Consider the following 26,201-nt stretch of genomic DNA (forward strand, 5'->3'; position numbering starts at 1 on the left):
ATGTTATCTTTTTCATTTAAAAATAGAATTGCTTTTAACTACATTGTAAGTGGTTCCATTCTTATTGCTATAGTTTTTTTATTCATTTATAATATTGTAAAGTATAGTGTTAATAAACACGTTAATGAAGAAATTCAAGAAGAATTATACAAACATTTAGATGATGTTTCTACTGATTCTAATGATACGTATTTAATTCAGGTGGACCAATGGAGAGCAAGAGAACACAATTCCATTAGTGTGAATCCTGTTTTTGTTGAGTTTTACGATAATAACAAGCTACTTATTGATAAATCGCCAAATCTAAAAAGTTCGAACCTAAAACTTTTCCCAAATAGTAACAACGAATTTATCGATACCAAGTTAAATAATATTCCGGTAAGACAAATACAAACTGCAATTATAAACAAAGGGGAAGTTGTTGGTTATTTAGTAGTTGCGATGTCATTAGAAGATTTTGAAATTGTTATGATTTTGAAGAATATTCTATTAATTACATTTCCATTAATCCTTATTCTACTTTTCTTAATTGCTCGATTTTTTGCAGGAAGAAGCATTAAACCTGTTCGAACCATTATTGAAACTTCTAGCCAAATCACCAAGGATAATTTACAAACCCGAATTCCTTTACCTCAAAATAAAGACGAACTTTACGTTTTATCTGAAAACATAAATAATCTTTTAAACCGAATTGAAAGCGCAATCGACCGTGAAAAACAATTCACTTCTGATGCTTCACATGAATTGAGAACTCCGTTAGCAGTGATTAAAGGAACAATGGAGGTTTTAATCAGAAAGCCTAGAAATCAACAAGAATATGAAGAAAAAATTCAATTCTGTATTTCAGAAGTAGATCGATTAAATCATATGGTAGATCAATTATTGCTTTTAGCTCGTTTTGAAAATCAAAAGCAAAATGTAAAACAAGAAACTATTTATCTGAATGCTTTAGTTTTAGATAATTTAACTCGTTTTTCGGAGAAATCGGAAAATAAAAAACTTAAAATTAAAACCCAGTTTTCAGAAGATTATTACCTGATTTCTGACAATTATTTAGTTTCAATCATTATTAGTAATTTAATTTCAAACGCCATAAAATACTCAAATCCTAATGGTGAAATTGCAATTGAATTAGGGAAAACAAATGATGTAGTTACTTTTTCAATTACCGATTATGGTGTTGGAATTGCCAAAAATGATTTGGATAAAATTTTCAATTCGTTCTATCGTTCCGATGTTTCTAATCATCCAGAAATTAAAGGAACTGGGTTAGGTTTGTCTATTGTAAAAAGACTTTGCGATTTATTGAAACTTGAAATAGCTGTAGAAAGCAAATTAAACCAAGGAACAAAATTTGTTTTAAACTTTCCTTTATCTAAACTTAAGTAGCTCTTAAGTTTTTTCTTATTTTTATTCTTTAGATTTGTAATGTAGTTTTTAGTATATTTATAACTACTTAAAAAATATAAAGTGAATAAGTTAATTGTCTATTTCCTAATTTCAGTATTTATGTGTGCCAACACATCGATAGGACAATTATTGAAGGTTCCTAACTTAATTGAACATTACAACGAGCATAAAAATGAATTGACAACAGATTCAATTTCATTTATTGATTACATTGTTTCGCATTATTCTAAAAATGCCGAGAACAATCATGATCATCAAGATTTACCATTTAAAACATTGGATAATTCGTCAAATGTATTATTTGCGTTCTCTTTAACAACATTACAAATTCAAACAATAAAACCTTTAATTTCTTCTGAGAAGAAATTTTTCTACAATAAATCTTTTGAATCCAATTTGATTGCTTCAATTTGGTTACCGCCTAAGTTATTCTAATATTTTTATTAATTGATTCATTATCAATGATTCAATTGTATTTGTCTTATAAAGATAAATGCTATTTGTTTATTTTAAATTTGATAAAATGTTAGAAAAAATTATTGCCTTTAGTTTGAAAAATAAACTCATAATCCTTTTGTTTACACTTGGTGTTGTTGGATTTGGTTTGTTTTCTGTTTTCCAAATTTCAATCGGTGCTGTGCCTGATGTTACTAATAATCAAGTGCAAGTTATAACTACATCTCGCAATCTTTCCACTCAAGATATTGAACAATATATTACGTATCCAGTTGAAATTGAAATGGCGAATTTACCCGGTGTAACTGAAATTCGTTCTATTTCAAAATTTGGTTTATCTGTTGTAACCATAGTTTTTGAAGATGAAATTGGAACTTATTTACCAAGACAACTTATTGCAGAAAAAATAAAAACCGCTTCAGAGAAAATTCCTGAAGGATTTGGAACGCCAGAAATGGGACCAATTACCACAGGTTTAGGCGAAATTTACCAATATACTTTAGAAGTCAAACCAGAATTTAAAAATCAATATTCTGTTACCGATTTACGAACCATACAAGATTGGGTAGTAAAACGTCAATTGTCTGGAATAAAAGGAGTTGTTGAAATTAATACTTGGGGAGGTTACTTAAAACAGTATGAAATTGCTATTAATTCGGCTAGTTTAAAGGCAATGAATATTTCAACTTCTGATGTGTTTACAGCTTTAGAAAAAAATAACAGCATTGCAGGAGGTTCGTATATTGAAAAAACCAATGAAAGTTATTTTATTCGTGGTGAAGGAAAAGTCAACTCAATTGAAGATATTGAAAATATCGTCGTTAAAAACGAATCAGGAACTCCAATTTACATTAAAAATGTGGCTAAAGTACAATTTGGTCATGCCAATCGTTTTGGTGCAATAACTGGAAATGGAGAAGGAGAAAAAGTATTAGGACAAGTCATGATGCTTAAAGATGGAAATTCTAAAAAAGTAATTGAAGATGTAAAACATAGAGTAACAGAAATTGAAAAAACATTACCAGATGGTGTCTACATCAACGGATTCTTAGAACGAAGTGAATTAGTAGGAAAAACAACATTTACAGTTGCTGAAAACTTAATTTTAGGTTGTTTAATCGTAATTTTTGTTGTCGTTCTTTTATTAGGAAATTGGCGTTCTGGATTGGTTGTTGCTTCCGTAATTCCACTTTGTTTGTTGTTTGCGATTTCGTTTATGAATATTTTTAATATTGATGCCAACTTAATGAGTTTAGGAGCAATCGATTTCGGAATTATTATTGATGGAGCCGTCATTATTGTAGAATTCATTGCTTTTCAAATCGTAAGTAAGTCAAGTCATTTGGTTGGTTTGGATAAAAAAGAACGTCAATATGAAATTGATCAAATCACGTATAAAAGTGCTTCTAAAATGATGAATTCGGCCATATTTGGTCAGTTAATTATTTTGATTGTGTTTATTCCTATTTTATCGCTTTCTGGAGTAGAAGGAAAAATGTTCAAACCTATGGCAATGACCTTTAGTTTTGCATTATTAGGTGCTATGTTATTCTGCTTTACTTATGTTCCAGTGGCAGCATCACTATTTTTAAAACCACAAAAAGAAAACCCTAATTCGTTTTCAAATCGATTAATTAATAAATTGAATTCTTGGTATTTACCTGTAATTAAATGGGCTTTACACAATACCAAGAAAGTTTTATATGGAGCGGTTGCTTTACTTTTCATGGCGATAGCTTTATTTTCAACCATGGGTGGCGAATTTATTCCTCAATTAGATGAAGGTGATTTTGTAATTCAACCCGTTTTAAAAACAGGAACTTCACTATCTAAAACCATTGAAACTACGACTAAAATCGAGAAAATAATTCTTAAAAATTTCCCTGAAGTTGAACAAGTGGTGAGTAGAATTGGTGCTGCCGAAGTACCAACCGATCCTATGAGTATGGAAGAAAGTGATGTTATTATTAAATTAAAACCAAAATCAGAATGGGTTTCTGCAGATTCTAAAGATGAATTGGCGGATAAAATTAAGGAAGCTTTAGAAAAACAAATTCCAAACATGGAAATCGAGTTTACACAACCTATCGAAATGCGTTTTAACGAATTAATTTCAGGTTCTCGTTCTGATGTGGCGATTAAAATTTTTGGAGAAGATTTAGATATTTTGGCCAAAAAAGCGCATGAACTAGAGAAAGCTATACGAAATGTAGAAGGAGCTTCTGATATTATCATTGAAAAAACAGAAGGTTTACCACAAATGTTTGTGCAATACGATAGAAGTAAAATCGCTCGCTACGGCTTAAATATTTCCGATTTAAATGAAATGATTGCTCTAGGATTTGCTGGAAAAGTAGTAGGAAATGTATTTGAAGGCGAAAAACGTTTTGATATGGTCATTCGTTTAGATAAAACGAATAGAACGGATATTGAAGATTTACGCAATTTATATGTTTCTACACCAAATGGAGAGCAAATCCCATTACGAGAACTAGCTAAAATTGAATATACAGAAGGACCAGCAAAAATTTCAAGAGATAATACCAACAGAAGAATTGTGGTAGGAATCAACGTAAGAAACCGCGATTTACAAAGTGTTGTTGATGACGTTAAGAAAATTATTGAAGCTAAAGTTGATTTGCCTCCAGGATATCGTGTTACTTACGGCGGTCAATTTGAAAACTTAGAAAGCGCTAAAGCTAGATTAATGATTGCCGTTCCAATTGCTTTGTTTTTAATTTTTATCTTACTGCATTTTGCTTTTGGTTCTATCAAAGAAGCAATGATGGTTTATACCGCTATTCCGCTTTCTGCTGTAGGAGGAATTTTATTTCTATGGATGCGCGATTTACCATTTAGTATTTCAGCAGGAGTTGGATTTATTGCTCTTTTCGGAATTGCAGTGCTAAACGGAATTGTATTAATTGAACATTTCAAAGAATTAAAACACAGCGGCATGAAAAACATGAACGAACTGATTTTAAAAGGAACAACAGACAGACTCCGTCCAGTATTATTAACAGCGGCTGCTGCTGCGTTAGGATTTTTACCAATGGCTATTTCTACAGGTGCTGGAGCAGAGGTACAGCGTCCGTTAGCTACTGTTGTAATTGGTGGTTTAATAACAGCAACACTTTTAACATTAATCGTTTTACCTGTTTTATTTAAAATTTATGACGAAAAAGAAGAGAAAAAACTAAAATTCAAAAAAATGAAAAACAATAATATCATCATCTTTTTGTTATTCAGTTCGTTGTTAGGATATAGCCAACAAAGTAATCCAGAATTAGATAGTTTGGTTTCCAAGGCAATTACCAATAATAAAAACATAAAATCAGGACAATTACAAGTTGAAAAAGCAAAAGAAGCGATAAAACTAGCATATGATTTTGAAAAAACGAATGTGTATTACAGTTATGATCAGAATAATTTAGCTTTAAACAATCAGCCTTTAAAAGTATTAGGAGCGCAACAATCGTTTGCTTTTCCAACGGTTTATGGTGCACAACGAAAAGTATATTCGGCTGAGTATGAAAAAGAAAAAGCAGGTTTTGAAATCCAGAAAAATAAACTTTCTCTTGAAGTTTCAAAAGTATATCATGAAATCGTTTATTTAAAGCATCAAGAAAAATTGTACCAGTATTTAGATAGTTTATACCAAAATTTCTCAAAAGCTAGCAATCGAAGATTTGAATTAGGGGAAACCAACTATTTAGAAAAAATTACTGCTGAAGCAAAATTTAGACAGATTAGAACTAAATTATCTCAAATAGATAAAGCCAAAGCAGCTCAGTTAGAATTGTTACAATCATTAGTACAAAGTGATGAAAAAATAGTGATTGAATCATTAGAAATTAAACCATTAATTAATTTAAAAAATACTTCAAGTAAAGAATTATATACTTCTTATTTAGAAAGTGTTACAAAAAATTATAAATCAAATGAAAGTTTACAAAAACAAAACTGGTTACCCAATTTAAATTTGGAATATTTTCAAGGGAAAAATACTGGAATTTCACAATCTTTGTATGGTTTTCAAGTTGGATTATCAGTTCCAATTTTGTTTAATGGAAACATAGCCAAATCAAAAGTAGCTAAATTAGAATCTCAAGCTTGGGAGCAACAAAAGCAAAACGAACAAACAAAAATTGATGCTTATATTAATCAAAAGAGTAGCGAGTTAAATCAATACCAACAAGCCATCGATTACTATAATCAATACGGAAAGAAAGTATCTGAAGAAATTATTAAAGTTGCCAATAGTAGCTATAAACATGGTGAAATTGACTTTTTTCAATACATTTTAAGTTTAGAAAATGCTACAACTATTCAAGTGGAATATTTAGACGCAGTTATTCAATACAACAAGACACAATTAGATTTACAATATATCAATTTATAAAAATTCAAATGAAAAAGATTTTATACATACTAGCTTTAGTAACTTTTACTATTTCATGTAAAAACGAAGTAGTAGAAGAAACGGTAAAAGATGATGGATTAATAACGGTTACTGCTGAACAATTTAAATCCTCAGGAATGATTGTTGATTCACCATCCGAACAAGATTTTGATGTTACAGTAAAAGCATCTGGTAAAATTGATGTTCCACCACAATATCGAGCTAAAATAACACCTTTTATTGATGGTTATGTAAAAGCAACTAAGTTATTGGTTGGTGATAAAGTTTCAAAAGGACAAGCTTTAATAACATTGGAAAACACAGAATATTTAGACATTCAAAAAGACTATGTAGAAGTAGCTGAACAAATTAATTATTTAAAATCCGAATTTGAGCGTCAGAAAACGTTGTATAATGAAAAAATTACATCACAAAAGAATTACCTAAAAGCAGAAAGCGATTACCGCAAAGCAAAAGGAATGTATCAAGGATTACGCGAAAAATTACTTTTACTAAACATCAATCCAGCAAATGTTGAAAAGGGAAGATTTACATCCGTTATCACGTTAACATCTCCAATTTCGGGAGACATTACCGTTATGAATGCTAATGTTGGGATGTTCATGTCACCATCTGATGTAATTTTAGAAGTTGTAGATACCAATTATTTACACTTAAATTTAAGCATTTTCGAAAAAGATATTTTACATGTAAAACAAGGCCAAAATATTAGTTTTACCATTCCAGAGGCTAGTAAAGATGTTTTTACTTCAAAAGTACAATTGGTTGGAAAATCGATTGAAAATAAAGATAGAACCATCTCCGTTTTTGGAGTTTTAAATCCAACTGACAAAGCTAAATTACTATCAGGAATGTTTGTTGAAGCTGGAATAGTAATTAGTTCTAAAAAAGGTTTAGGAATTCCTTCAGAAGCATTAATTACTGAAAACAACAAGAATTTTGTACTTTTATTACAAGAAAACAAAGGCAATTATATTTTTAAGAAAACATTGGTAAACATTGGCGAAAAATCAGAAAAATTTATTGAGATTTTATCAAACGAAACCATCAATGAAAACTCAAAAATTCTAACCAAAGGAGTTTTCGATTTAACTAATTAAAAAATAAAAATTATGAACGACGCACATTTACACATGGTTTTTAACCATTTTCCGATTATTGGATTATTCTTTGGAATAGGAATTTTAGCTTATGGAATCATTAAAAAACAAACTATTTTAGTTAATACAGCTTATGTCATTTTTATTGTTTGTATGATTATGGCAAAAGCTACTATGATGACAGGAGAAGGAGCAGAAGAAATTGTTGAAGAGTTAGGCACTTCACACGAAATCATTCACGAACATGAAGAAATTGCTGAAACCTTTATGAAAGTTCTTTATGTTTTAGGAATTCTTTCGATTTTAGGCTTAGTTGCCAATGTGAAAAAACATGCAAAAGCTTCAATTGTTTCTTATGTTGTTTTGATTTTAGCAATTGGATCTGCTGTTTTGTCTAAGTCTGTTGGAACTTCTGGTGGTGAAATTCGTCATACCGAAATCAGAGAAAATGCTAATAATAGCAACGCTTCAATAGAAAATAAAGAGCAAGAATTAGACAACGATGATCACTAAACAAAATATAAATTTTCAAAAACTTTTGTTTATTCGAAAAATTAGTTGTTACATTTGCAGTGTTAAATAATAACAGAAATTATGTTTTTAAATCAATTACATCATCATCATCATACCTCCGCTCAAGCGAAGTAATGATGCTATGTAATTAAATCATATAAATCAGAAACCCGTTTGAGTACATCAAGCGGGTTTTTTGTTGGTAAGCATTTTTTAAAAAACTTCTTGGTGTACTCATTTTAAAATTAAATAAAATTAAAATGAACACGTTAAAAATTGCTATTCAAAAATCTGGTCGCCTTCACGATGAAAGTATTCAAATCTTAAAAGATTGCGGAATTTCAGTGTACAATGGAAATGACCAACTCAAAGTTACCGCTTCCAATTTTCCATTAGAAGTCTATTATTTACGTAATTCCGATATTCCTCAATATTTGATTGATGGTGTAGTTGATATTGCGATTGTAGGCGATAATCTTTTGGTTGAAAAAGGTCAAAATATTCAAATTGCAGAAAAATTAGGTTTCTCCAAATGTAAAGTTTCGGTAGCGGTTCCAAAGAATTTCAACTACAATTCTATTCAAGATTTAAACGGACTACGTGTTGCCACTTCATATCCAAAAACGGTTGTGGACTACTTTTCTTCGAAAGGAATTTCTGTAGACATTCACCAAATCTCAGGTTCGGTTGAAATTGCCCCAAACATCGGACTTTCAGATGCGATTGTAGATATCGTTTCAAGCGGAAGTACCTTATTTAAAAACGGTTTAAAAGAGGTAGAAGTGATCTTAAAAAGTGAAGCTGTTTTAGCGGTTTCTCCTCAAATTTCAGAGGAAGCAAAACAAGTAGTAGCTAAATTACAATTTAGAATCCAATCGGTTTTACGATCAAGAAAATCGAAATATATTTTGATGAATGTTCCCAATGAAAAAATTTCTGAAATCAGTAAAATTCTTCCTGTATTGAAAAGTCCAACAGTTATGCCATTAGCGGAAGAAGGTTGGAGCAGCGTTCATTCGGTAATTGATGAAGATAAATTTTGGGAAGTCATCGACCAACTAAAAGAAGCCGGAGCAGAAGGAATTTTAGTTTGCCCAATTGAAAAAATGGTTTTATAGAAAATGGTATAAAGTAATTAGAATAAAGAATCATGAAAAAAATATATAATCCACAACCTGAAACTTGGTCAGAAATTTGCAAAAGACCAACACAAACATTTTCAGATGTTGAAGAAACGGTAAAGCAAATCTTCAAAGAAGTACAACAAAAAGGTGATAAAGCCATAGCAAAATATGCATCTTTCTTTGATGGTGTAACTTTAGAAAATATTAAAGTAACTCCAGAAGAAATTGAAATAGCTAAAAAAGAAGTTTCTGCCGAATTAAAAGAAGCGATTCAATTAGCGAAATCAAATATCGAACAATTTCACGCAGCTCAAAAAACAGATAAAATTGTGGTAGAAACTACTATTGGAGTTACGTGTTGGCAAGAAAAACGTCCAATTCAAAAAGTTGGATTGTACATTCCTGGTGGAACTGCTCCTTTATTTTCAACGGTTTTAATGTTGGCAGTTCCAGCAAAATTAGCAGGTTGTAAAGAAATTATTATGTGTTCGCCTTCTGATAAAAATGGAAAAATTAATTCTGCAATTTTGTATGTTGCTGATTTATGTGGTGTTACTAAAATCTACAAAGTGGGCGGAATTCAAGCGATTGCCGGAATGACTTTCGGTACAGAAACTATTCCACAAGTATATAAAATTTTCGGACCTGGAAACCAATTTGTAACGATAGCTAAACAATTTGCTTCTCAAAATGGTGTAGCAATTGATATGCCTGCTGGTCCAAGTGAATTGTTAGTGTATGCAGATGAAACCTCCATTCCAAGTTTCGTAGCTTCTGATTTGCTAAGTCAAGCCGAACACGGAAAAGATAGCCAAGTGATTTTGGTAACTACTAACAAAAACATTTTAAACGATGTAGAAGAAGAAGTATACAAACAATTAAAAGAACTTCCGAGACAAGAAATCGCTCAAGTTGCTATTAATAATTCCAAATTAATCTTCGTTGAAACCGAAAAGACAGCATTATCGTTAATTAACGAATACGGTCCAGAGCATTTTATCGTATGTTCTAAGAATGAAGATTATTTCGTTGATGGCATTCAAAATGCAGGTTCGATTTTTATTGGAAATTATACTCCAGAAAGCGCAGGAGATTATGCTTCAGGAACCAATCACACTTTACCAACAAACGGATATTCCAAGAGTTATAGCGGTGTAAATCTAGATAGTTTCTTAAAAGCGATGACATTCCAAAAAATATCAAATGAAGGAATTCAAAACATCGGAAAAGCGATAGAAACAATGGCGGAAGCCGAAGGTTTACAAGCACACAAAAATGCAGTTACATTAAGATTAAAATAAGAGCTATGAATTTAGAAAATCTAATCAGAGAAAACGTAAAAAAACTGAGTCCCTATTCCTCAGCACGTGATGAATTTGAACAGTTTACCAAACCAATGATTTATTTGGATGCCAATGAAAATCCATTCACAAATGGAATGAATCGCTATCCAGATCCGCAACAAAAAGAATTAAAAACTATTATAGCGGATAAAAATAACGTTCAAAAAGAAAATATTCTTTTAGGAAATGGTAGCGATGAAGTCTTAGATTTGATTTTCAGAGCTTTTTGCGAACCGAATCGCGATAATATCATTACATTGCCACCAACGTACGGAATGTATGGCGTTTTAGCAAATATCAACGCTATTGAAAATCGTGAAGTGTTTTTAAATGAAGAATTTCAACCCAATGTAGATGCTATTTTGAATGCAGTTGATAGTAAGACAAAAATCATCTTTTTGTGTTCGCCAAACAACCCAACTGGAAATTCTTTTGATGATTCGGCAGTAATAAAGATACTGAATCAATTTAAGGGTTTAGTGGTGATTGATGAAGCGTATATTGATTTTTCAAATGAAGTAAGTTGGTTAACCGTTTTGAAAGATTTTCCGAATTTGATTATTACGCAAACTTTATCAAAAGCCTATGCTATGGCAGGTTTACGTATTGGAATTTTATATGCATCAAGAGAAATTATTTCGGTTTTGAATAAAATTAAGCCTCCTTACAATATCAACGGTTTATCGCAAGAAACTGCGGTGAAAAAATTATTGCAAAACACTTTGTCAACTCAAGTTAGAAAGATACTAGTGGAACGAAATAAGTTAATTGAAGCACTTTCAAAATGTGAATTTGTTGAAAAAATTTATCCATCAGATGCTAATTTTATTTTGATTAAAGTAGATGATGCTAATTTCAGATACCAACAATTTATAGATAATGGAGTAGTGGTTCGCAACAGAAGCAATCAACCATTATGCGAAAATTGCTTGCGAATTAGTATTGGAACGAAAGAAGAAACCGAACAAATTATTGAATTATTAAAAACCTTCAACAATGCCGAAAAGAGTATTATTTATAGATAGAGTTGGAACTTTGGTTTTAGAACCAGAAAATTACCAATTGGATTGTTTAACTAAATTAGAATTTTATCCAAAGGCTTTTCAATTCTTGAGTAAAATAGCTAAAGAATTGGACTTCGAATTAGCAATGGTAACCAATCAAGATGGTTTGGGAACAACTAGCTTTCCAGAAGAAACGTTTTGGCCAACCCAAAATTTTATTCTAAAAGCATTCGAAAATGAAGGTGTAACATTTGATGAAATTTTTATCGATAAAAGTTTTCCAGAAGACAATGCGCCAACCAGAAAGCCAAGAACTGGAATGTTAACGAAGTATTTGAATAATCCTGAATATGATTTGGAAAATTCATTCGTAATTGGTGATAGAATTACCGATGTAGAGTTGGCAAAAAACTTAGGTTCAAAAGCAATTTTTATTAAAAATGAAGAAAATTTGGGCGGAAATGAAATCGCAACTTCATTGGAAGAATTACAAAATGTAATAGCTTTACAAACTATGGATTGGCAGAAGATTTACGAGTTTTTAAAATTGGATGAAAGAACAGCTTCTATTTCCAGAACCACAAATGAAACTGATATCGCTATCTCTTTAAACTTAGACGGAACAGGAAAAAGCAACATCAACACCGGAATTTCCTTTTTCGATCACATGTTAGACCAAATTGCACGTCACGGTCAAATGGATTTAGATATTCAAGTTAAAGGCGATTTAGAAGTAGACGAACACCACACGATTGAGGATACCGCAATAGCTTTAGGAGAAGTTTTTGCAAAAGCGTTAGGTAATAAATTAGGCATCGAACGTTACGGATTTTGTTTACCAATGGACGATTGTTTAGCGCAAGTAGCGATTGATTTTGGAGGAAGAAACTGGTTAGTTTGGGAAGCCGAATTTAAACGTGAAATGATTGGTCAAATGCCAACGGAAATGTTTTTTCACTTCTTCAAATCGTTCACAGATGGCGCAAAAGCGAATCTAAACATCAAAGCAGAAGGCACCAACGAACACCACAAAATTGAAGCGATTTTTAAAGCCTTCGCTAAAGCAATAAAAGTAGCAGTAAAACGCGATACAGAAAAAATGATTTTACCTTCAACCAAAGGAATGTTGTAATGAAAATAGCTATTATAGATTACGGAGCCGGAAATGTGCAAAGTGTTTTATTCGCTTTGGAAAGACTGGGCTTTGAAGGTAATGTTACGAACGATTGGATTACCATAAAATCAGCCGATAAAGTTATTTTTCCTGGTGTAGGCGAGGCGAGTAGTGCCATGAAAATGTTACAAGAAAGTGGTTTAGATGTATTAATTCCAACCTTAAAACAACCGGTTTTAGGAATTTGTTTGGGTATGCAATTGATGTGTAAATATTCTGAAGAAGGTAACACAAACGGATTAGGAATTTTTGATGTTAATGTTGTGAAATTTTCTCAAGAAGTAAAAGTGCCTCAAATGGGTTGGAATACGATTTATAATCTGAAAACGCCATTGTTTGAAGGAATTAAAGAAAACGAATTCATGTATTTGGTTCATAGTTATTATGCGTCTTTATCTGAAAACACGATTGCCACCACGAATTACGAACTTGAATATAGCACGGCATTGCAACGCGATAACTTTTTCGGAGTACAATTTCACCCAGAAAAAAGTGGAATCTTCGGAGAACAAATCTTGAATAACTTTTTGAATCTTTAACTTTTACCGTTCACTTAAAACCAATAAAATGAGAATAATCCCAGCCATAGACATTATCGACGGAAAATGTGTCCGACTTTCTAAAGGCGATTACGATACGAAGAAAATATACAACGAAAATCCTTTAGAAGTAGCCAAATCATTTGAAGCACACGGCATTGAGTATTTGCATTTAGTAGATTTAGATGGCGCAAAATCAAGCCAAATCGTGAATTACAAAGTTTTGGAACAAATAGCTTCGAAAACGAATTTAAAAATCGATTTTGGTGGTGGTTTAAAATCTGATGCCGATTTAAAAATTGCTTTTGAAAGCGGCGCCAATCAAATCACAGGCGGAAGTATTGCCATTAAACAACCAGAAGTTTTCAAAAGTTGGATTCAGCAATACGGAGCAGATAAAATCATTTTAGGAGCTGATGCTATGAATGAAAAAGTAGCGATTTCAGGTTGGTTAGAAGAATCAAAAGAAGAGGTTATTCCGTTTATTCAAAGCTATCAACAAGAAGGTATTCAATACGTAATTTGTACCGATATTTCAAAAGACGGTATGCTTGAAGGTCCAAGTTTTGAATTATACCAAAGAATTTTAGATTCCGATTTGTCAAATCGAGCATGTCATTTCGAGCGAAGTCGAGAAGCGAGATTAAAACTAATCGCTTCTGGAGGAATTTCTACTTTCGATGAATTACCAAAATTAGCCGAATTAGGTTGCGAAGGCACCATCATCGGAAAAGCCATTTACGAAGGCAGAATTACTTTAAAGCAATTAGAAAACTATATTATTAATAAGTAAAAAGGAAATAGTGAAAAGTTTGGAAAGCTAATCACTATTTACTTATCACTAATCACTAAATCATGTTGACAAAAAGAATCATTCCCTGCTTAGACATCAAAAACGGACGAACTGTTAAAGGTGTCAATTTTGTGGATTTAAAAGATGCTGGTGATCCAGTAGAATTAGCAAAAAAATACGCTGAAACAGGCGCTGATGAACTAGTTTTCTTAGATATTTCAGCCACAGAAGAACGTCGCGCAACATTAATCGACTTAGTTCGAAAGGTTGCTGCTGCGATAAATATTCCGTTTACGGTTGGTGGTGGTATTTCATCTGTAGCAGATGTAGATGTATTGCTTCGTAATGGCGCAGATAAAATTTCTATAAATTCTTCAGCTGTTAAAAATCCAAATTTGATTAATGAAATTGCAGCAAAATACGGAAGTCAGTGCGTGGTTGTAGCTATTGATGCCAAACAAATTGATGGCGATTGGATTGTACATTTAGTTGGTGGAAAAGTACCTACTGAATTGAATTTATTTGATTGGGCAAAAGAAGTCGAGCAACGAGGCGCTGGTGAAATTCTATTCACTTCCATGAATAATGACGGAACTAAAAATGGATTCGCCAATGAAGCTTTAGCTAAGTTATCCGAAATCGTAAACATTCCCATTATCGCTTCTGGTGGTGCGGGAACTATGGAACATTTCGCGGAAACATTTATCACCGGAAAAGCTGATGCCGCTTTAGCTGCCAGTGTTTTTCACTATCAAGAAATCGAAATTCCTGAATTGAAACAGTTTTTAAAAGATAAAGAAATTAGAATCAGATTATAGAAATAAAGATTAATTTAAAAATAAAACTTAGTGAAACTTCGTGCTTAACTTAGTGAAACTTTGTGTAACAAAAACCATGAAAATAAACTTCAACAAAACCCCAGACAACCTTATCCCAGCCATCATTCAAGACAGTGAAACCAAAAACGTCTTAATGTTGGGCTACATGAATCAAGAAGCATTAGACCAAACGTTGGCAACCAATAAAGTAACTTTTTTCAGTCGTACCAAAAACCGATTATGGACAAAAGGCGAGGAGAGTGGCAATTTCTTAGAACTAGTTTCCATTAAAGAAGATTGTGATAACGATACGCTTTTAGTAAAGGTAAAACCTGCTGGCCCAACTTGTCACACAGGTTTAGATACATGTTGGCAAGAGGCTAACAATCAAGATTTTGGGTTTATATCAAAATTAGAAAGCACAATTGCAAAACGCAAAGCAAATGCCGATGCTGAAAAGAGTTACGTTGCTTCCTTATTTGCAAAAGGCATTAACAAAATAGCACAAAAAGTAGGAGAAGAAGCCGTTGAAGTAGTTATTGAAGCCAAAGACAACAACGACGATTTATTCCTATCAGAAAGTGCCGATTTATTGTTTCACTACTTAATTTTATTGCAAGCGAAAGGTTTTGAGTTGCAAGATGTTGTGGATGTTTTGAAGGGAAGGGAGAAGTAGGGTTTTAATGCTTTTAAATTATATTTTCGATATTCATAAAATCTAACAATGATTTTTATTTTTATAGAATACAGAGAAATGTTTTAAATCAATTAATGTTAAGAATTACAAATTATCAATTATTTTATTTATAAAGTTCATTACTCTTTTACTATTAAATAAAACAGTTATTAAAACAAGAAGAAGACCGCTTACAAATGGATGCTTTAAAGCTTTATCTATCAAACTACTAATATTAATGGTTTTGAAATTTTTAGCTTTTTCACTTATACTCTTTGATTCGTCTGAAATATTATTAATACTAAGCAATTTTTTGTCATAATATATAAATTCAAGTTCTTTTGTAAACATTCTATCAGGTTCTTGTTTAGCGATTTTAATTGCAAAATCTTTATCTAAAACTTGAGAAAATTTCGCTTTTCCATCATTTTTATCAATTAGATATAATTCTAGGAGTCCAGAATAGTCAAATATTTCAAAATTTTCATGTTTACCATATTTTAAAAAATCATTTTTCCATTCTTTGTAAGTTATTGATAATTCTGAATTATTATGTATGTTTCTTATTTTCATAGTTTTAGTATACAGATTTCCATCCAATAATTTCCCTCAAATATATCCAAATTTCTCCAAAAATTCTTACCTTTAAAATAAAAATTCAAGATGCGATTTCATACCAGAAAATGGGTAAAACCAGAAGATTTAAATGCCAACGGAACTTTATTCGGCGGTAAATTATTGGCTTGGATAGACGAAGAAGCTGCTTTGTATTCGATTGTGCAATTGGAAAATCCTAAAGTAGTAACCAAGTTTATGAGTGAAATTAATTTCATGAGTGCCGCCAAACAAGGAGATATAGTTGAGATTGGTTTGGATGTGGCGCACTTTGGAAAATCATCGTTAGTATTGAAATGTGAAGTTCGTAATATGATGACCCGTGAAAAAATCATCACGATTGATAACATTACGATGGTCAACTTAGGTGAAGATGGAAAACCAAAACCACATGGCAAAACACAAATTGAATTTATAGAAGACCGTTTAAAAAAATAATATCATTTCGCCACGGATTAAAGGATTAGTATGAAGACCGTGCTAATCTGCGTAATCTGTGGCTAAAATAGAGAAGCTGAAACAAGTTCAGCTTGACAAAATCCTGAATACAATGATAAATAAATCTACCCTAGAATTTCTAACAAAACTTAAAGAAAACAACGACCGTGATTGGTTTGCGTCAAATAAAAAAGCTTTTGAAACCGAACAAAAGTTAGCCAAAACATTTTTTACATCAGTAGGTGAGCAGTTGGGAAAAATAGATAGTATTGAGCGTATTCAAATTTTTAGAATTTATCGCGATGTGCGATTTTCAAAGGATAAAGCGCCTTATAAAAATCATTTCAGCGTAGGGTTCACTCGAACAAAACCAATGCTTCGTGGCGGTTACTATTTGCACATTGAACCTGGAGGAAGTTTTGTAGGTGGTGGTTTTTGGGAACCAAATGCTGCCGATTTGAATCGCATTCGTAAAGAATTTGAAATGGATGATGAAGCAATCAGGACTATCATAGCTGATGAAACATTCAAGAAATTCTTTGGAGAATTGAAAGGCGAGGAGTTAAAAACAGCGCCAAAAGGTTTCGATAAAACGCATCCAGCTATTGATTTGATTCGTAAAAAGCAATATTTATTGACTCGAAACTTTTCGGATAAAGAAGTATTGGCTCCTAATTTTCAAGAAGAAGTTTTAGCTACTTTCCAAGCCATGCGACCTTTCTTCGATTATATGAGCGAAGTATTGAGCACCGATTTGAATGGAGAATCGATTTATTAAATAATCTGAATTTGACTTTTTAAACGTTCAATTAGTAAATTCATCATTCTTTTGTTTAAGTTAGATGAATTTTGAATGTATTCTTTGTATTCCGAAACGGTAAACATTCCAAAAACAATTCCTTTTAATGAATTTCGGAATTTGATATCGCGTTGGATAGCATTTTCAATGTAATTTTCTTTCTTTTCTGGAGAAAGTGTGAAATATACACCTTTTTGTTTGACAGCGTAATTTCTAAAAACTTCAATAAACAATTCATTTTGGAATTTTAGAATAGGTCGCAATGTCTGATTTTGAAACTTTTCTTCGGAACTTGATTGTTCGGTAATTACACCAATACTTGCCCCTCTAATTTCTAAAAGCGATTCGTCTTTCGTTTTCATAATAAAGTGAATTATTTTGTATTAAAGTTAAAAAAAATAACCTTCAAGAAATTGAAGGTTATTTTAAGTTATTAAGAATCAGTTGTTAATTACTTTGTTTACTTGTTGTACTGATTGATTCAAATACTTCCAAATCAAAATAAGGCATAGAAGCAATAATGTGATCAAAAATATCCGCCATAATGTGTTCGTAATTCAGCCACGTTTTGTCTTTAGAGAAACAATAAATTTCTAGAGGAATTCCTTTTTCTGTAGGTTGTAAATGACGCACCATCATGTGCATATCTTTATTAATTCCTGGATGTGATAAAATGTATTGATTTATGTATTTACGGAACAAACCTAAATTTGTTAAATTTCTTCCGTTTACAATGATACTTTTATCGATTCCGTTATTGGCATTGTATTTATCAATATCCGCTTGACGATGTTCGATATAAGCTGTTAAGTGTTGTATTTTTTTGAAATTTTCTAATTCAACTGATTGAATGAATCTTACCGAATTGGCTTTTATTAAAATATGGCGTTTGATACGTCTACCACCAGAATCTAACATACCGCGCCAGTTTTTAAAACTATCCGATATTAAGCTATAGGTTGGAATAGTCGTAGTCGTATTATCAAAATTACGAACTTTTACAGTTGCTAAATTAATTTCGATAACATCACCATCGGCACCAAATTTATCCATTGTAATCCAATCGCCAATTCGAACCATGTCATTCACAGAAACCGAAATGCTGGCAACAAAACCAAGAATTGTATCTTTAAAAATAAGAAAAATTAAGGCAGAAATGGCTCCGAAAGTAGTCAATAATGTTTTCATTGTAGTATCAAACATTATCAACACAAAAGAAGTAATTCCGAAAATCCACAATACAATCATAATTACCTGAATGTAACTATCAATTGGTTTATCGCTGTAGCGAGGCTTGTGTTTTAAATAATCTTTTAATGCATTGAAAATACTTCGTGTAATCCAAAGTGAAAGTATAATGATGTAAATTTTCACTCCTTTTTCAAAAAAATCTTCCCAATAAGTGAATTTTTTCAAGATTACCGGAACTGTTTTATATATAAAAAGAAGCGGCAGCAAATGAGCTAAATACTTTGCGGTTTTATTAGCAACTAAAAAATCATCAAAAGAAGATTTAGTTTTTGCCGCAACAATAGCTAGAAAAATAATAAATACCTTTTTAAATATAAAATCTAAAATATAGGATACAACAACTAATATGATAATATTTACTCCCAAATTTAAATAAGAAGAAACATCATCACTAAAGTTGAGACTTTTAAATATGTCGTATGCCCAGTTAAAGATTTTCAAATTTTACACTTCTTTAGGTTGTAAATATTTTTTGTCAATATAAAAAGTTGCAAACGGAAATAAAGATGCTAAACAAATGATAGCAAATTCTTTAAGTGTCCATTTTTGAGAATTTTTATTCAAAATTGCAAAAGCAATATACAACATAAAAAGAATACCGTGAGCCATTCCTATGTTTTTTACATATATAGGGTCACCAGCAATGTATTTCATTGGCATAGCAAAAAAGTATAATGCAAGAGTAGAAATACCCTCTAAAAGAGCAATTGATCTAAATGATTTCATCATGATAAAGCAGAATATATTACAAATCCATAAATAGCAAATCTAAAAAAACGAAGTAAACCAAACAAGAAAAAGTGTTTTCTTGAGTAATTAATCATTCCAGCTGCCAAACAAGCAATAGCAAAAGGCAATGGAAGCAAAGCACCAACGGCAATTAAAAATCCGCCCCATTTTTGCATGTTAATAATGTGTTTCGACATTTTACCATATAAATGCTTATTAATAGAAGGAATTGCCACAATAGCCATTCCCATAAAATAAGCAATTACTCCTCCTAGATAAGATAAAAAAGCTAAAATAGTTAAGTAGAGTAGTGGTGATTCGGTATTTTTTGTCCAAGCGATAAAAATATCTGGTGGAATTAATCCTAAAACGCTTTCAGAGGCTAGGAAAACACCAAATATGAATAAATCACTAAAGTTTTGTGTGATATATAATAATCCTTCATTTAGGTTGATTACCTTGTAATTGACATAAAAAAGAACAGCAACTACAATTACAGTTGGCAATATAGCACTTTTAACACCTTGCCATATAAAGGAATAGAAACCAGTATATTTATAGTATTGATGTAGTAGTTTTACTCTCGATTTTTTTACTTTAGGCATTGGGAATTTATATTTTCAACAAAATTAGTTGGTTTGCTGTAATAATAGCGTTAAGAAAAACAAAAAAATCGGTAAATTTATTACCGATTTATATTATGTAAAATAGAATTTAGAACTTAGTAAGCTAAAAAAGCTTTGTTATATTCTTTTAAGTCCAATACATTATTTTTCTTTTCTAAGTCAGTTAATAATGATAGGAAATAATTAAAACTTTCTACATTATTTTCATCTGAAATTTTCACTTCTAATTCAGCATCTTTGCTGTCAATCGGTTCATCATCTGGAATACCAATAAAAAATCCATTGTTATTTTCTAAATGTTCGTAGGCTAAACGTAATGCTTTAGTTACAACAGGATTATTTAGTTCTAAAGTAATCTCTCTAAGTTTTTTTAAATCGGTTACAATTTCAGAAACTTCAAAATTATCTTTAAATAATTCTTTCTGAATCTTTTCGATTAATTTAAGGGCTTGTCTGTTTTCCATGATTCGTAATAATATAGATTGCAAAACTAAACTTTCTCATAGTTTTACACAAACGTTTTGAGTAGTATTTTAACAAATCTTGAAGTAATTTATATTTGACTTATAATATACAACATGTAAAATAAAATTATTATATTTGCAGTCATATTATTGAACTTTAATAGCCAGTAGGGAGGTGCTGTAACACCGATGAACTATTGGCTTTTTTGTTTATACTAAAATTAACCTTCGCCTACCGGGCTCTCGGTGGTATTAAATTAAAAAGGACAATTTTTAATTTAATAATGGAACGCTTCGCTGTTTTAATTTTTTAGTTTGCCTGTCACGTAACAACTTAGCTAATCGCACGTTGTTCCCGAAATGAGTTGAAAAGATAGTAACGGAAAAAACCTATGCAAAAACTCGCATAGGTTCTTTTATTGTGGATTGTATAAATTTAAAGGCTTGCATATCTATTGAACTCTATTTTGAGAGGTGCTGTAACACCATTTCAACGACAAATATACATAAATTTTTAAATTTTATGGAATTATGTAAAAATAACTATCTTTTTTTCTAAAATCGCCCTCATACAACCAATCCAAATCGTGCAGTTCTTTACCGTAAAAATACACTTCTTTTAAACTTAAATTTGTGAAAAACAAACTTTCAGCATTAACTTGATGCAATTGATTTTTTTGATTGAAAATAGCCAATACAAATAAGTCATCTGGAAGAATAGCACTATGAATAGTGTAAACTTGTTTTTCTGAATAAACCAATTCAAATTTAATAAGTTCAACAAAAACAATTTTTTTGTTTCTGTTAATCGCCATTAATTTAAAAGTATTTTTAGTTAAATCTAATTTAGGTAAATACTTTAATGTTTGATAGCTTAATTGTTTTAATCGTATACTCATAAGATTAATTTAAAGTTAGTTTAGCTTGTACTCTTTTGAGTTCGGCTTCATCTAATAGGGAAAATATATCATCTGTCAAAACTCTGTTATTTGTGTAAACTTCGTTATAAAGGCGTTTTAAATGATGAAAATTGTATCGTTGATACAAAAGTGTATCAGCTACTTTTTTGTCATTTTCTGTCCAACCTCGTGGGTCTAACCAGCTCCACCAAGAATTCTTATCGCTGTATTTTGTACCCAGATCATGAGCCAATTGTTTAGCTGCACTTTGAACATCTTTACGAGTAGTAATTTTGTCCGCTTTATTCTGTGCAATAACTGGATTTTGATTTTGAATGTAATTTACATTATTTTGATTTTCTTGATTTTCTGCATCAATTTCAGTTTCTAAGCCTTTGAATTTATTATACTGGCGAATAATAAAACGAGCCAAAGGAAAGAAAAGAATAATGCCTATAATAATATAAAGCCACTTTTTCCAATTAAATGGAGTAGTGGCTTTTTTTGTGATTTTCTTTTTGTACATTATTTTTTGTATTTTTTATACAAGAAAAATGCGCCAGTAATAGAAACTAAACCAACTAAACCAATAATGATTTTAATTTTGTGTTTTGTCAAAAATTCTTTCATTTTTAAAAATATTTTTTGCAATGTGGACACTGCGTTAGAAGTTTTTTTTTTACATCGATTTCAGAGAAAATTGAACCGTACCACTTTTTAAACATGTCAATAACATATTTCTTTTTTACTACACCGTCTTTTGCAAAGATTGGATTTTGTTTAGCAATTAGTGAAGCGCTTAAACCTTTAGTCTGAAAAATAAAGTCATCATCTTTACCGACAGCAAGCGGAAAAAATGTTACCAAATAAGTATCTACAAAACTTTCAGGAACTTTTTTAGTAGTTCTTATGACTTCTCTGTAGTATTCCTTAACTACGTTCATTTGTTCTGAAAATGACATTTTTGCCAAGTCAGAAAGTAAGTAACGTTTACCGTTAATAGTTTTGTAGTTTACACCAGCTTTATCCCTTGTAAATTGAATAAGACCGACAGAACCAATACTATTGGTTTTTGAAGGACTAAATGTTTTACCACTTTCAAAGTACATAACAGCAAGTAACCAGTTTGGGTTAATATCCAAATCGTTACAAACTTCAATTACTTTGTCAATTTGTGCTTCAGATAGTAATTTTGTGAATTGACTACTTATCATTATTGACTTCCTTGTTTTGTTTGTTTTCGATTTTTTCAAATTGCTCAATAGAATAACCGATAATATCGAAAATAACCGTTAAATATGCGCCATATTTCAACGCAAATCGTAATCCGTTTAAAAATCCTTTCATAATAATAAAAGTGTTTTAAAACGCCTAAAATAATAGGCGTTTGATTTTACATTGATGAGTGAGATGGTTTTTTCTTTACTAATGTAATTTTAACCCAAAATTCAACTCCGTCTTTTTGTGCCTGTGATGGTTCAACTTTATAAAGTTTACCGCCTAATTCAACATAACCGCTTGAAAATCCTGTACCTTTTTTGTCTTTACAGCCAATTAACTGATAAGGGTTACCAAATCTATCTGTTGAAATTCTACTTTGTCCAGCCATTACTCTTGTGTGTTTTGATTAGATAATACTTCTTTTTGCTCTTGTGGTGCTTTTGGTTTTTTTAACATTTTGAACAATGTTACCACACCGATTACTAATTGAATTAGTAATTTACCGACCTCAATCATTGGAGTTCCGTCGGTTGGAACTTGACTAACACCTTCAACAAAGCCGATGCCAGTCAATCCTATTACTGCTTTCATTATCTTCTGCGGTATGTAGGTCTTTTTGACCCTAACATTTTTACGAAAACAAAAACTACAGTAACTGTACCTAAAATACCGCCTACAAGTTTTAACCAATTTTTTTTCAACCAAGCGTTAGCAGTATTATCTACTAAAGTTGAACCAATTTGACCAGCTTGTGGAGTTCCAGCAAGAACATTTCCAGCACCTGAAAGTGCACCGCCTAATGCACCATTAGCAATATCCTTGATACCAACGTTTGCACGTTGTAATGTAGCATTGTATTCTGCTTGTGCTTGTGCTTCTGCTTGTGCTTGTGCTTTTTCTTGCTTTTGTGCTTCATGGCTTGCTTGCATACCGCTTACAATACCTGTGGGGTCGAACGCTGCACCAACTTTAACCAAGTTTTTAAAACTGATTTGTTTTGTTGCTTTCTTTACGAAACCGCCAATTTTTTTGAAAAATCCCATTTCTTAAATAAAGATTATTTGATTAAACCCATAGCAAGTAATTCAACATCTTTACGCATAAAGAATTTAACTACACTGCCTTCATTTTTTCTCACGTTGATATTTACAATACCTTTCAATGGTAATTGAATAAAACCAACAAAATTTGGTAAAACTTTACCGTCATTACGAACGTATGCAACTGGGTCAATATCTTGTGAAATTGCTCTAATTTCACGCATTGAATGTTTAGTTACTACTCCGTTGTCATGTGTAAAGTTTAATTCTGTAATAGTTGCATCATCATCAATAATAGCAATATCAAAATTTTTCACATTAACATCGTAGTTTGTTTGTTCGTCCGCAATGCTTTTTTCTTCATACATATAGATATCATCAGAAGTAACTGGACTTTCGATACCGTCAAAAATGTATTTCTTCATAGGGTCAAGATTTTTCAAAGCAAGTTTTAACTTGTCATTTGGACCCATGACTAACGCTCCCATTTCAGTTAATTCAATAACTGCAACTGTTTTGTAACTTTCAGGATTTGAAGCAGGAAAAGAACCTATAGCATCATCTCCGTAGGTTGAAGCTAATAGGAATCTTTTTAAACTTACAAAACCTTGAGTGATTTCAAGATTAGAACCGCCGTTTCTTTCGACTTGAATACTAATCAATTCGTCGCCGATTTCGTCAACGGTCTTATCAGAGAAGAAAGCCAAACTTTCAATCCCTTTTTGTAATTCCGCTTTAGCATCTGCAACGCCTGTGGTTTCAATAATGTTCATACTATTTTTTATTTAATTAAAAATTTATAGGGCAAATATGAGAAATGAAAAAAGGCACAATTATTGAATTATACCCTTTATGTAGTATTTTTGTATAGAATATGTAGTATTTATGCTATTTTAAAATACTTTTTAAAATGACAAAATAGGACTTTTGGTGCTCCAGTACTTTCTTTAATATCTTGTAAGTACTTTTTTGCTGTTCTGTCATCTGTAACATCTAACAAAGTCTTAATATCTTTGTATGTTAAAATTCTAAATTCTGAAATTGTTGCCATAACATGGAAGTTTTTAGGTTAGAATAGAGGGGGTGCGACCCCTCTATTTGATTTAAAAAATTAGTAATTGTCCGTTATTTTCTATTCGTGGTTCTTTTACTGGAAATTCTTTATTTTTGAATGTTAGTTCTTGACCGTTAGAAAGGACATAAACATAATCAGTAATTTTTTGGGATTTTGCGGAATGACTTACAATTAAACCCCTGTCTTTTTTTGCTTTTTTTGTACTCATTTTTTTGTGCTTTGGTTAATATTTTTGTTAACTGGGGTGGGGGTATCAGTAACCCCCACAAACTACATTTTTAGTTTTCTGTAATCTTCGAGAAAAATTGACTTTATAATTTCGACTTCTTGAGGTGATAAAGATAAAATTGTGTTTTTTCTACCATCTAAATAATAAGTACCGTCGTAAGACTCTAAATTGATAAAAACTCTATGTAAAATAAAGTTAGTTATTGCTTGTTTTTTTTGTTTTGTTGCTTTTACCATAAGTTTTGCATTTTTATAAATTGATTAGTAATTGAATTTTGTTCTAATTGTTTGGTTAAATATTCAGTATCAAAAGTGATATCTATTAAATTTAATATTTGCTTTTTAGTGCGTGCTTTTTGTACTTTACAATCAAATAAAGTAAGTGGTTCTTGAAGTGTTAATTTGTCGGCTCCAAGTTCTACGAGTTTGTGCATATAATAACTAATTATTTTATCTGTAGGACTTAAATCAGATGATACAGAAAATTGCTTTTTTTCGTAATAATATTTTAACTGAACGTTGCAAATAGTAGTTAATTCAGTTTGTGAAATTGAAAGGATATCGTTTAAAGTTGATAATTGATTTTCAGGATTTACAAGTTTTTTCTTTCTTAAATTTTGTTTTACTGCATTGTTTTTTATTGTGATTTCTTTTCTAATAATATTGTCAATGGATAGACCGTAACGTAATTGAGGGAATAAATACTTATTATAAAAATCAGCGGAATTAGTAAGCAATTCTTCTGTTTTGTTGTAAAATTTACAAAAGGGAGAGCCAATTTTCGCAGAATCTCTATTACTGAATTCGATACCATAATTTTTGTCGTTTTTGAATGTTTCTTTACGTGGATAGAGTGTAACTTCATGTTGTTTTGAAGCTTTAACCATTTTTTTTAAGTATTGTAAACTTTGTTTATATGGTTCAAAATCAAGGTTGTAATTTATACAAATATCAATATCATTACATATAGAATTTAATGCAGTATCAAGGTCAAAACGTATGATTTGACGAGTATTGATATAATCTACAATCATTTGTAAATTGTCAATATTAATGCCTTCAAAGTATCTACCAAATAACATTTTTGAAGTCAATGTTAAGCGTATTAGTTCTGTAGTTTCTTTTTTGATTATATTTGGAGGAAATACGACACGATTAAAACGAAAATTAATGCCATTATCTTTAATTAAAATTGGCTTTGGTGGGTTTAAATCTTCGATAATTTCGCCAGTTTCAGGATAATAAACTTGATACTCTGAAATTAAACGCTCATCTATAACTTGAATTTTGTCTAATGGTAAATAGATAGTTAACGAATCTATTAACCCGACATTAAATGGAATTGGGTTAAATTTCATAACTAACTGATTTTAAGAATGTATGATTATAGCAATGAACTATAATATACATTATGTAAAATAGAAAATTTAAACAATTACTTCT

33 protein-coding genes are annotated in these 26,201 nt (G+C 31.1%); 15 read left to right on the forward strand and 18 right to left on the reverse strand.

Going from position 1 to position 26,201, the window contains the following annotated elements:
* The 13 genes from AAEO58_RS10155 (at position 1) to hisIE (ending at position 15,373) form a co-directional block, all read left to right on the forward strand.
* Positions 1-1,389, forward strand: coding sequence for a sensor histidine kinase (locus AAEO58_RS10155; protein WP_341683293.1), 1,389 nt, complete (start codon positions 1-3; stop codon positions 1,387-1,389).
* 81 nt (positions 1,390-1,470) lie between these two features.
* Positions 1,471-1,845, forward strand: coding sequence for a hypothetical protein (locus tag AAEO58_RS10160; RefSeq protein WP_341683294.1), 375 nt, complete (start codon positions 1,471-1,473; stop codon positions 1,843-1,845).
* An 88-nt stretch (positions 1,846-1,933) separates the two neighbouring features.
* A complete protein-coding gene (locus AAEO58_RS10165; protein ID WP_341683295.1) occupies positions 1,934-6,268 on the forward strand; it encodes a CusA/CzcA family heavy metal efflux RND transporter in 4,335 nt (1,444 codons plus the stop codon).
* Positions 6,269-6,276: 8 nt separating this feature from the next.
* Positions 6,277-7,389 carry an efflux RND transporter periplasmic adaptor subunit gene (locus tag AAEO58_RS10170; protein WP_341683296.1) on the forward strand — a complete coding sequence of 371 codons (1,113 nt, stop codon included), beginning with the start codon at positions 6,277-6,279 and terminating at the stop codon, positions 7,387-7,389.
* Positions 7,390-7,401: 12 nt separating this feature from the next.
* Entirely contained in the window at positions 7,402-7,902 is a 501-nt protein-coding gene (locus tag AAEO58_RS10175; RefSeq protein ID WP_341683297.1) for a hypothetical protein, read from the forward strand.
* A 260-nt stretch (positions 7,903-8,162) separates the two neighbouring features.
* A complete protein-coding gene (gene hisG / locus AAEO58_RS10180) occupies positions 8,163-9,020 on the forward strand; it encodes an ATP phosphoribosyltransferase (RefSeq protein WP_341683298.1) in 858 nt (285 codons plus the stop codon).
* A gap of 32 nt (positions 9,021-9,052) precedes the next feature.
* Positions 9,053-10,327, forward strand: coding sequence for a histidinol dehydrogenase (gene hisD / locus AAEO58_RS10185; RefSeq protein WP_341683299.1), 1,275 nt, complete (start codon positions 9,053-9,055; stop codon positions 10,325-10,327).
* Positions 10,328-10,332: 5 nt separating this feature from the next.
* Positions 10,333-11,394: a histidinol-phosphate transaminase gene (gene hisC, locus AAEO58_RS10190; RefSeq protein ID WP_341683300.1), complete on the forward strand. Its 1,062-nt coding sequence runs from the start codon at positions 10,333-10,335 to the stop codon at positions 11,392-11,394.
* Positions 11,366-12,505 carry a bifunctional histidinol-phosphatase/imidazoleglycerol-phosphate dehydratase HisB gene (hisB, locus tag AAEO58_RS10195; protein ID WP_341683301.1) on the forward strand — a complete coding sequence of 380 codons (1,140 nt, stop codon included), beginning with the start codon at positions 11,366-11,368 and terminating at the stop codon, positions 12,503-12,505. Before hisC ends, hisB begins: the two co-directional genes overlap by 29 nt.
* Complete coding sequence (gene hisH, locus AAEO58_RS10200) at positions 12,505-13,086, forward strand: imidazole glycerol phosphate synthase subunit HisH (RefSeq protein WP_341683302.1); 582 nt, start codon at positions 12,505-12,507, stop codon at positions 13,084-13,086. The genes hisB and hisH overlap by 1 nt, the downstream gene beginning before the upstream one ends.
* Before the next feature lie 28 nt (positions 13,087-13,114).
* Positions 13,115-13,879, forward strand: coding sequence for a 1-(5-phosphoribosyl)-5-[(5-phosphoribosylamino)methylideneamino]imidazole-4-carboxamide isomerase (gene hisA, locus AAEO58_RS10205; protein ID WP_341683303.1), 765 nt, complete (start codon positions 13,115-13,117; stop codon positions 13,877-13,879).
* 62 nt (positions 13,880-13,941) lie between these two features.
* Positions 13,942-14,697, forward strand: coding sequence for an imidazole glycerol phosphate synthase subunit HisF (hisF, locus tag AAEO58_RS10210; RefSeq protein WP_341683304.1), 756 nt, complete (start codon positions 13,942-13,944; stop codon positions 14,695-14,697).
* Positions 14,698-14,773: 76 nt separating this feature from the next.
* Positions 14,774-15,373 (forward strand): bifunctional phosphoribosyl-AMP cyclohydrolase/phosphoribosyl-ATP diphosphatase HisIE, encoded by a 600-nt coding sequence (gene hisIE / locus AAEO58_RS10215; RefSeq protein ID WP_341683305.1) that lies wholly within the window; start codon positions 14,774-14,776, stop codon positions 15,371-15,373.
* Positions 15,374-15,478: 105 nt separating this feature from the next.
* Here the strand turns inward: hisIE and AAEO58_RS10220 are convergent, their stop codons facing one another.
* Complete coding sequence (locus AAEO58_RS10220) at positions 15,479-15,946, reverse strand: hypothetical protein (protein ID WP_341683306.1); 468 nt, start codon at positions 15,944-15,946, stop codon at positions 15,479-15,481.
* Positions 15,947-16,036: 90 nt separating this feature from the next.
* Between AAEO58_RS10220 and AAEO58_RS10225 the strand changes: the two genes are divergently transcribed.
* Positions 16,037-16,426 carry an acyl-CoA thioesterase gene (locus AAEO58_RS10225; protein ID WP_133606912.1) on the forward strand — a complete coding sequence of 130 codons (390 nt, stop codon included), beginning with the start codon at positions 16,037-16,039 and terminating at the stop codon, positions 16,424-16,426.
* 112 nt (positions 16,427-16,538) lie between these two features.
* A complete protein-coding gene (locus tag AAEO58_RS10230; RefSeq protein WP_341683307.1) occupies positions 16,539-17,204 on the forward strand; it encodes a DUF2461 domain-containing protein in 666 nt (221 codons plus the stop codon).
* On the opposite strand, the gene AAEO58_RS10235 is transcribed toward AAEO58_RS10230, so the two are convergent.
* The 17 genes from AAEO58_RS10235 to AAEO58_RS10315 all read right to left on the reverse strand — a co-directional run bounded on the left by AAEO58_RS10235 (position 17,201) and on the right by AAEO58_RS10315 (position 26,116).
* The gene (locus tag AAEO58_RS10235; RefSeq protein WP_133606918.1) at positions 17,201-17,587 is read right to left on the reverse strand and encodes a glyoxalase; all 387 of its coding nucleotides are present in this window, start codon (positions 17,585-17,587) and stop codon (positions 17,201-17,203) included. The two genes, AAEO58_RS10230 and AAEO58_RS10235, sit on opposite strands and share 4 nt — an antisense overlap.
* Positions 17,588-17,672: 85 nt before the next feature.
* Positions 17,673-18,917: a mechanosensitive ion channel family protein gene (locus AAEO58_RS10240; RefSeq protein ID WP_341683308.1), complete on the reverse strand. Its 1,245-nt coding sequence runs from the start codon at positions 18,915-18,917 to the stop codon at positions 17,673-17,675.
* A 3-nt stretch (positions 18,918-18,920) separates the two neighbouring features.
* Positions 18,921-19,205, reverse strand: coding sequence for a DUF3817 domain-containing protein (locus tag AAEO58_RS10245; RefSeq protein ID WP_341683309.1), 285 nt, complete (start codon positions 19,203-19,205; stop codon positions 18,921-18,923).
* Positions 19,202-19,810 carry a YqaA family protein gene (locus AAEO58_RS10250; RefSeq protein WP_341683310.1) on the reverse strand — a complete coding sequence of 203 codons (609 nt, stop codon included), beginning with the start codon at positions 19,808-19,810 and terminating at the stop codon, positions 19,202-19,204. Before AAEO58_RS10250 ends, AAEO58_RS10245 begins: the two co-directional genes overlap by 4 nt.
* A 116-nt stretch (positions 19,811-19,926) precedes the next feature.
* On the reverse strand, positions 19,927-20,319 hold the full coding sequence (locus AAEO58_RS10255) for a hypothetical protein (RefSeq protein ID WP_341683311.1): 393 nt from the start codon (positions 20,317-20,319) through the stop codon (positions 19,927-19,929).
* A 497-nt stretch (positions 20,320-20,816) separates the two neighbouring features.
* Positions 20,817-21,194, reverse strand: a complete 378-nt coding sequence (locus AAEO58_RS10260; protein WP_341683312.1) for a hypothetical protein — start codon at positions 21,192-21,194, stop codon at positions 20,817-20,819.
* 4 nt (positions 21,195-21,198) lie between these two features.
* Positions 21,199-21,720 (reverse strand): hypothetical protein, encoded by a 522-nt coding sequence (locus AAEO58_RS10265; protein WP_341683313.1) that lies wholly within the window; start codon positions 21,718-21,720, stop codon positions 21,199-21,201.
* Positions 21,721-21,826: 106 nt separating this feature from the next.
* Positions 21,827-22,408: a lysozyme family protein gene (locus tag AAEO58_RS10270; RefSeq protein ID WP_341683314.1), complete on the reverse strand. Its 582-nt coding sequence runs from the start codon at positions 22,406-22,408 to the stop codon at positions 21,827-21,829.
* Positions 22,398-22,541, reverse strand: a complete 144-nt coding sequence (locus tag AAEO58_RS10275) for a hypothetical protein (RefSeq protein WP_291108226.1) — start codon at positions 22,539-22,541, stop codon at positions 22,398-22,400. Before AAEO58_RS10275 ends, AAEO58_RS10270 begins: the two co-directional genes overlap by 11 nt.
* Before the next feature lie 46 nt (positions 22,542-22,587).
* Positions 22,588-22,803 (reverse strand): hypothetical protein, encoded by a 216-nt coding sequence (locus AAEO58_RS10280; protein WP_291108229.1) that lies wholly within the window; start codon positions 22,801-22,803, stop codon positions 22,588-22,590.
* Entirely contained in the window at positions 22,803-23,006 is a 204-nt protein-coding gene (locus AAEO58_RS10285; RefSeq protein ID WP_291108231.1) for a hypothetical protein, read from the reverse strand. The genes AAEO58_RS10280 and AAEO58_RS10285 overlap by 1 nt, the downstream gene beginning before the upstream one ends.
* On the reverse strand, positions 23,006-23,458 hold the full coding sequence (locus AAEO58_RS10290) for a hypothetical protein (protein ID WP_341683315.1): 453 nt from the start codon (positions 23,456-23,458) through the stop codon (positions 23,006-23,008). Before AAEO58_RS10290 ends, AAEO58_RS10285 begins: the two co-directional genes overlap by 1 nt.
* 14 nt (positions 23,459-23,472) lie before the next feature.
* Positions 23,473-24,228 (reverse strand): hypothetical protein, encoded by a 756-nt coding sequence (locus tag AAEO58_RS10295; protein WP_341683316.1) that lies wholly within the window; start codon positions 24,226-24,228, stop codon positions 23,473-23,475.
* A 110-nt stretch (positions 24,229-24,338) separates the two neighbouring features.
* Entirely contained in the window at positions 24,339-24,506 is a 168-nt protein-coding gene (locus tag AAEO58_RS10300; protein ID WP_341683317.1) for a hypothetical protein, read from the reverse strand.
* Positions 24,507-24,558: 52 nt separating this feature from the next.
* The gene (locus AAEO58_RS10305; protein WP_291108238.1) at positions 24,559-24,738 is read right to left on the reverse strand and encodes a hypothetical protein; all 180 of its coding nucleotides are present in this window, start codon (positions 24,736-24,738) and stop codon (positions 24,559-24,561) included.
* A 62-nt stretch (positions 24,739-24,800) separates the two neighbouring features.
* Entirely contained in the window at positions 24,801-24,995 is a 195-nt protein-coding gene (locus AAEO58_RS10310; RefSeq protein ID WP_341683318.1) for a hypothetical protein, read from the reverse strand.
* Entirely contained in the window at positions 24,989-26,116 is a 1,128-nt protein-coding gene (locus AAEO58_RS10315) for a hypothetical protein (protein ID WP_341683319.1), read from the reverse strand. The genes AAEO58_RS10310 and AAEO58_RS10315 overlap by 7 nt, the downstream gene beginning before the upstream one ends.
* Positions 26,117-26,201 lie beyond the last annotated feature (85 nt).

This window comes from Flavobacterium helocola (assembly GCF_038289885.1).
In the GTDB taxonomy this organism is placed as follows: Bacteria; Bacteroidota; Bacteroidia; order Flavobacteriales; family Flavobacteriaceae; genus Flavobacterium; species Flavobacterium cheniae.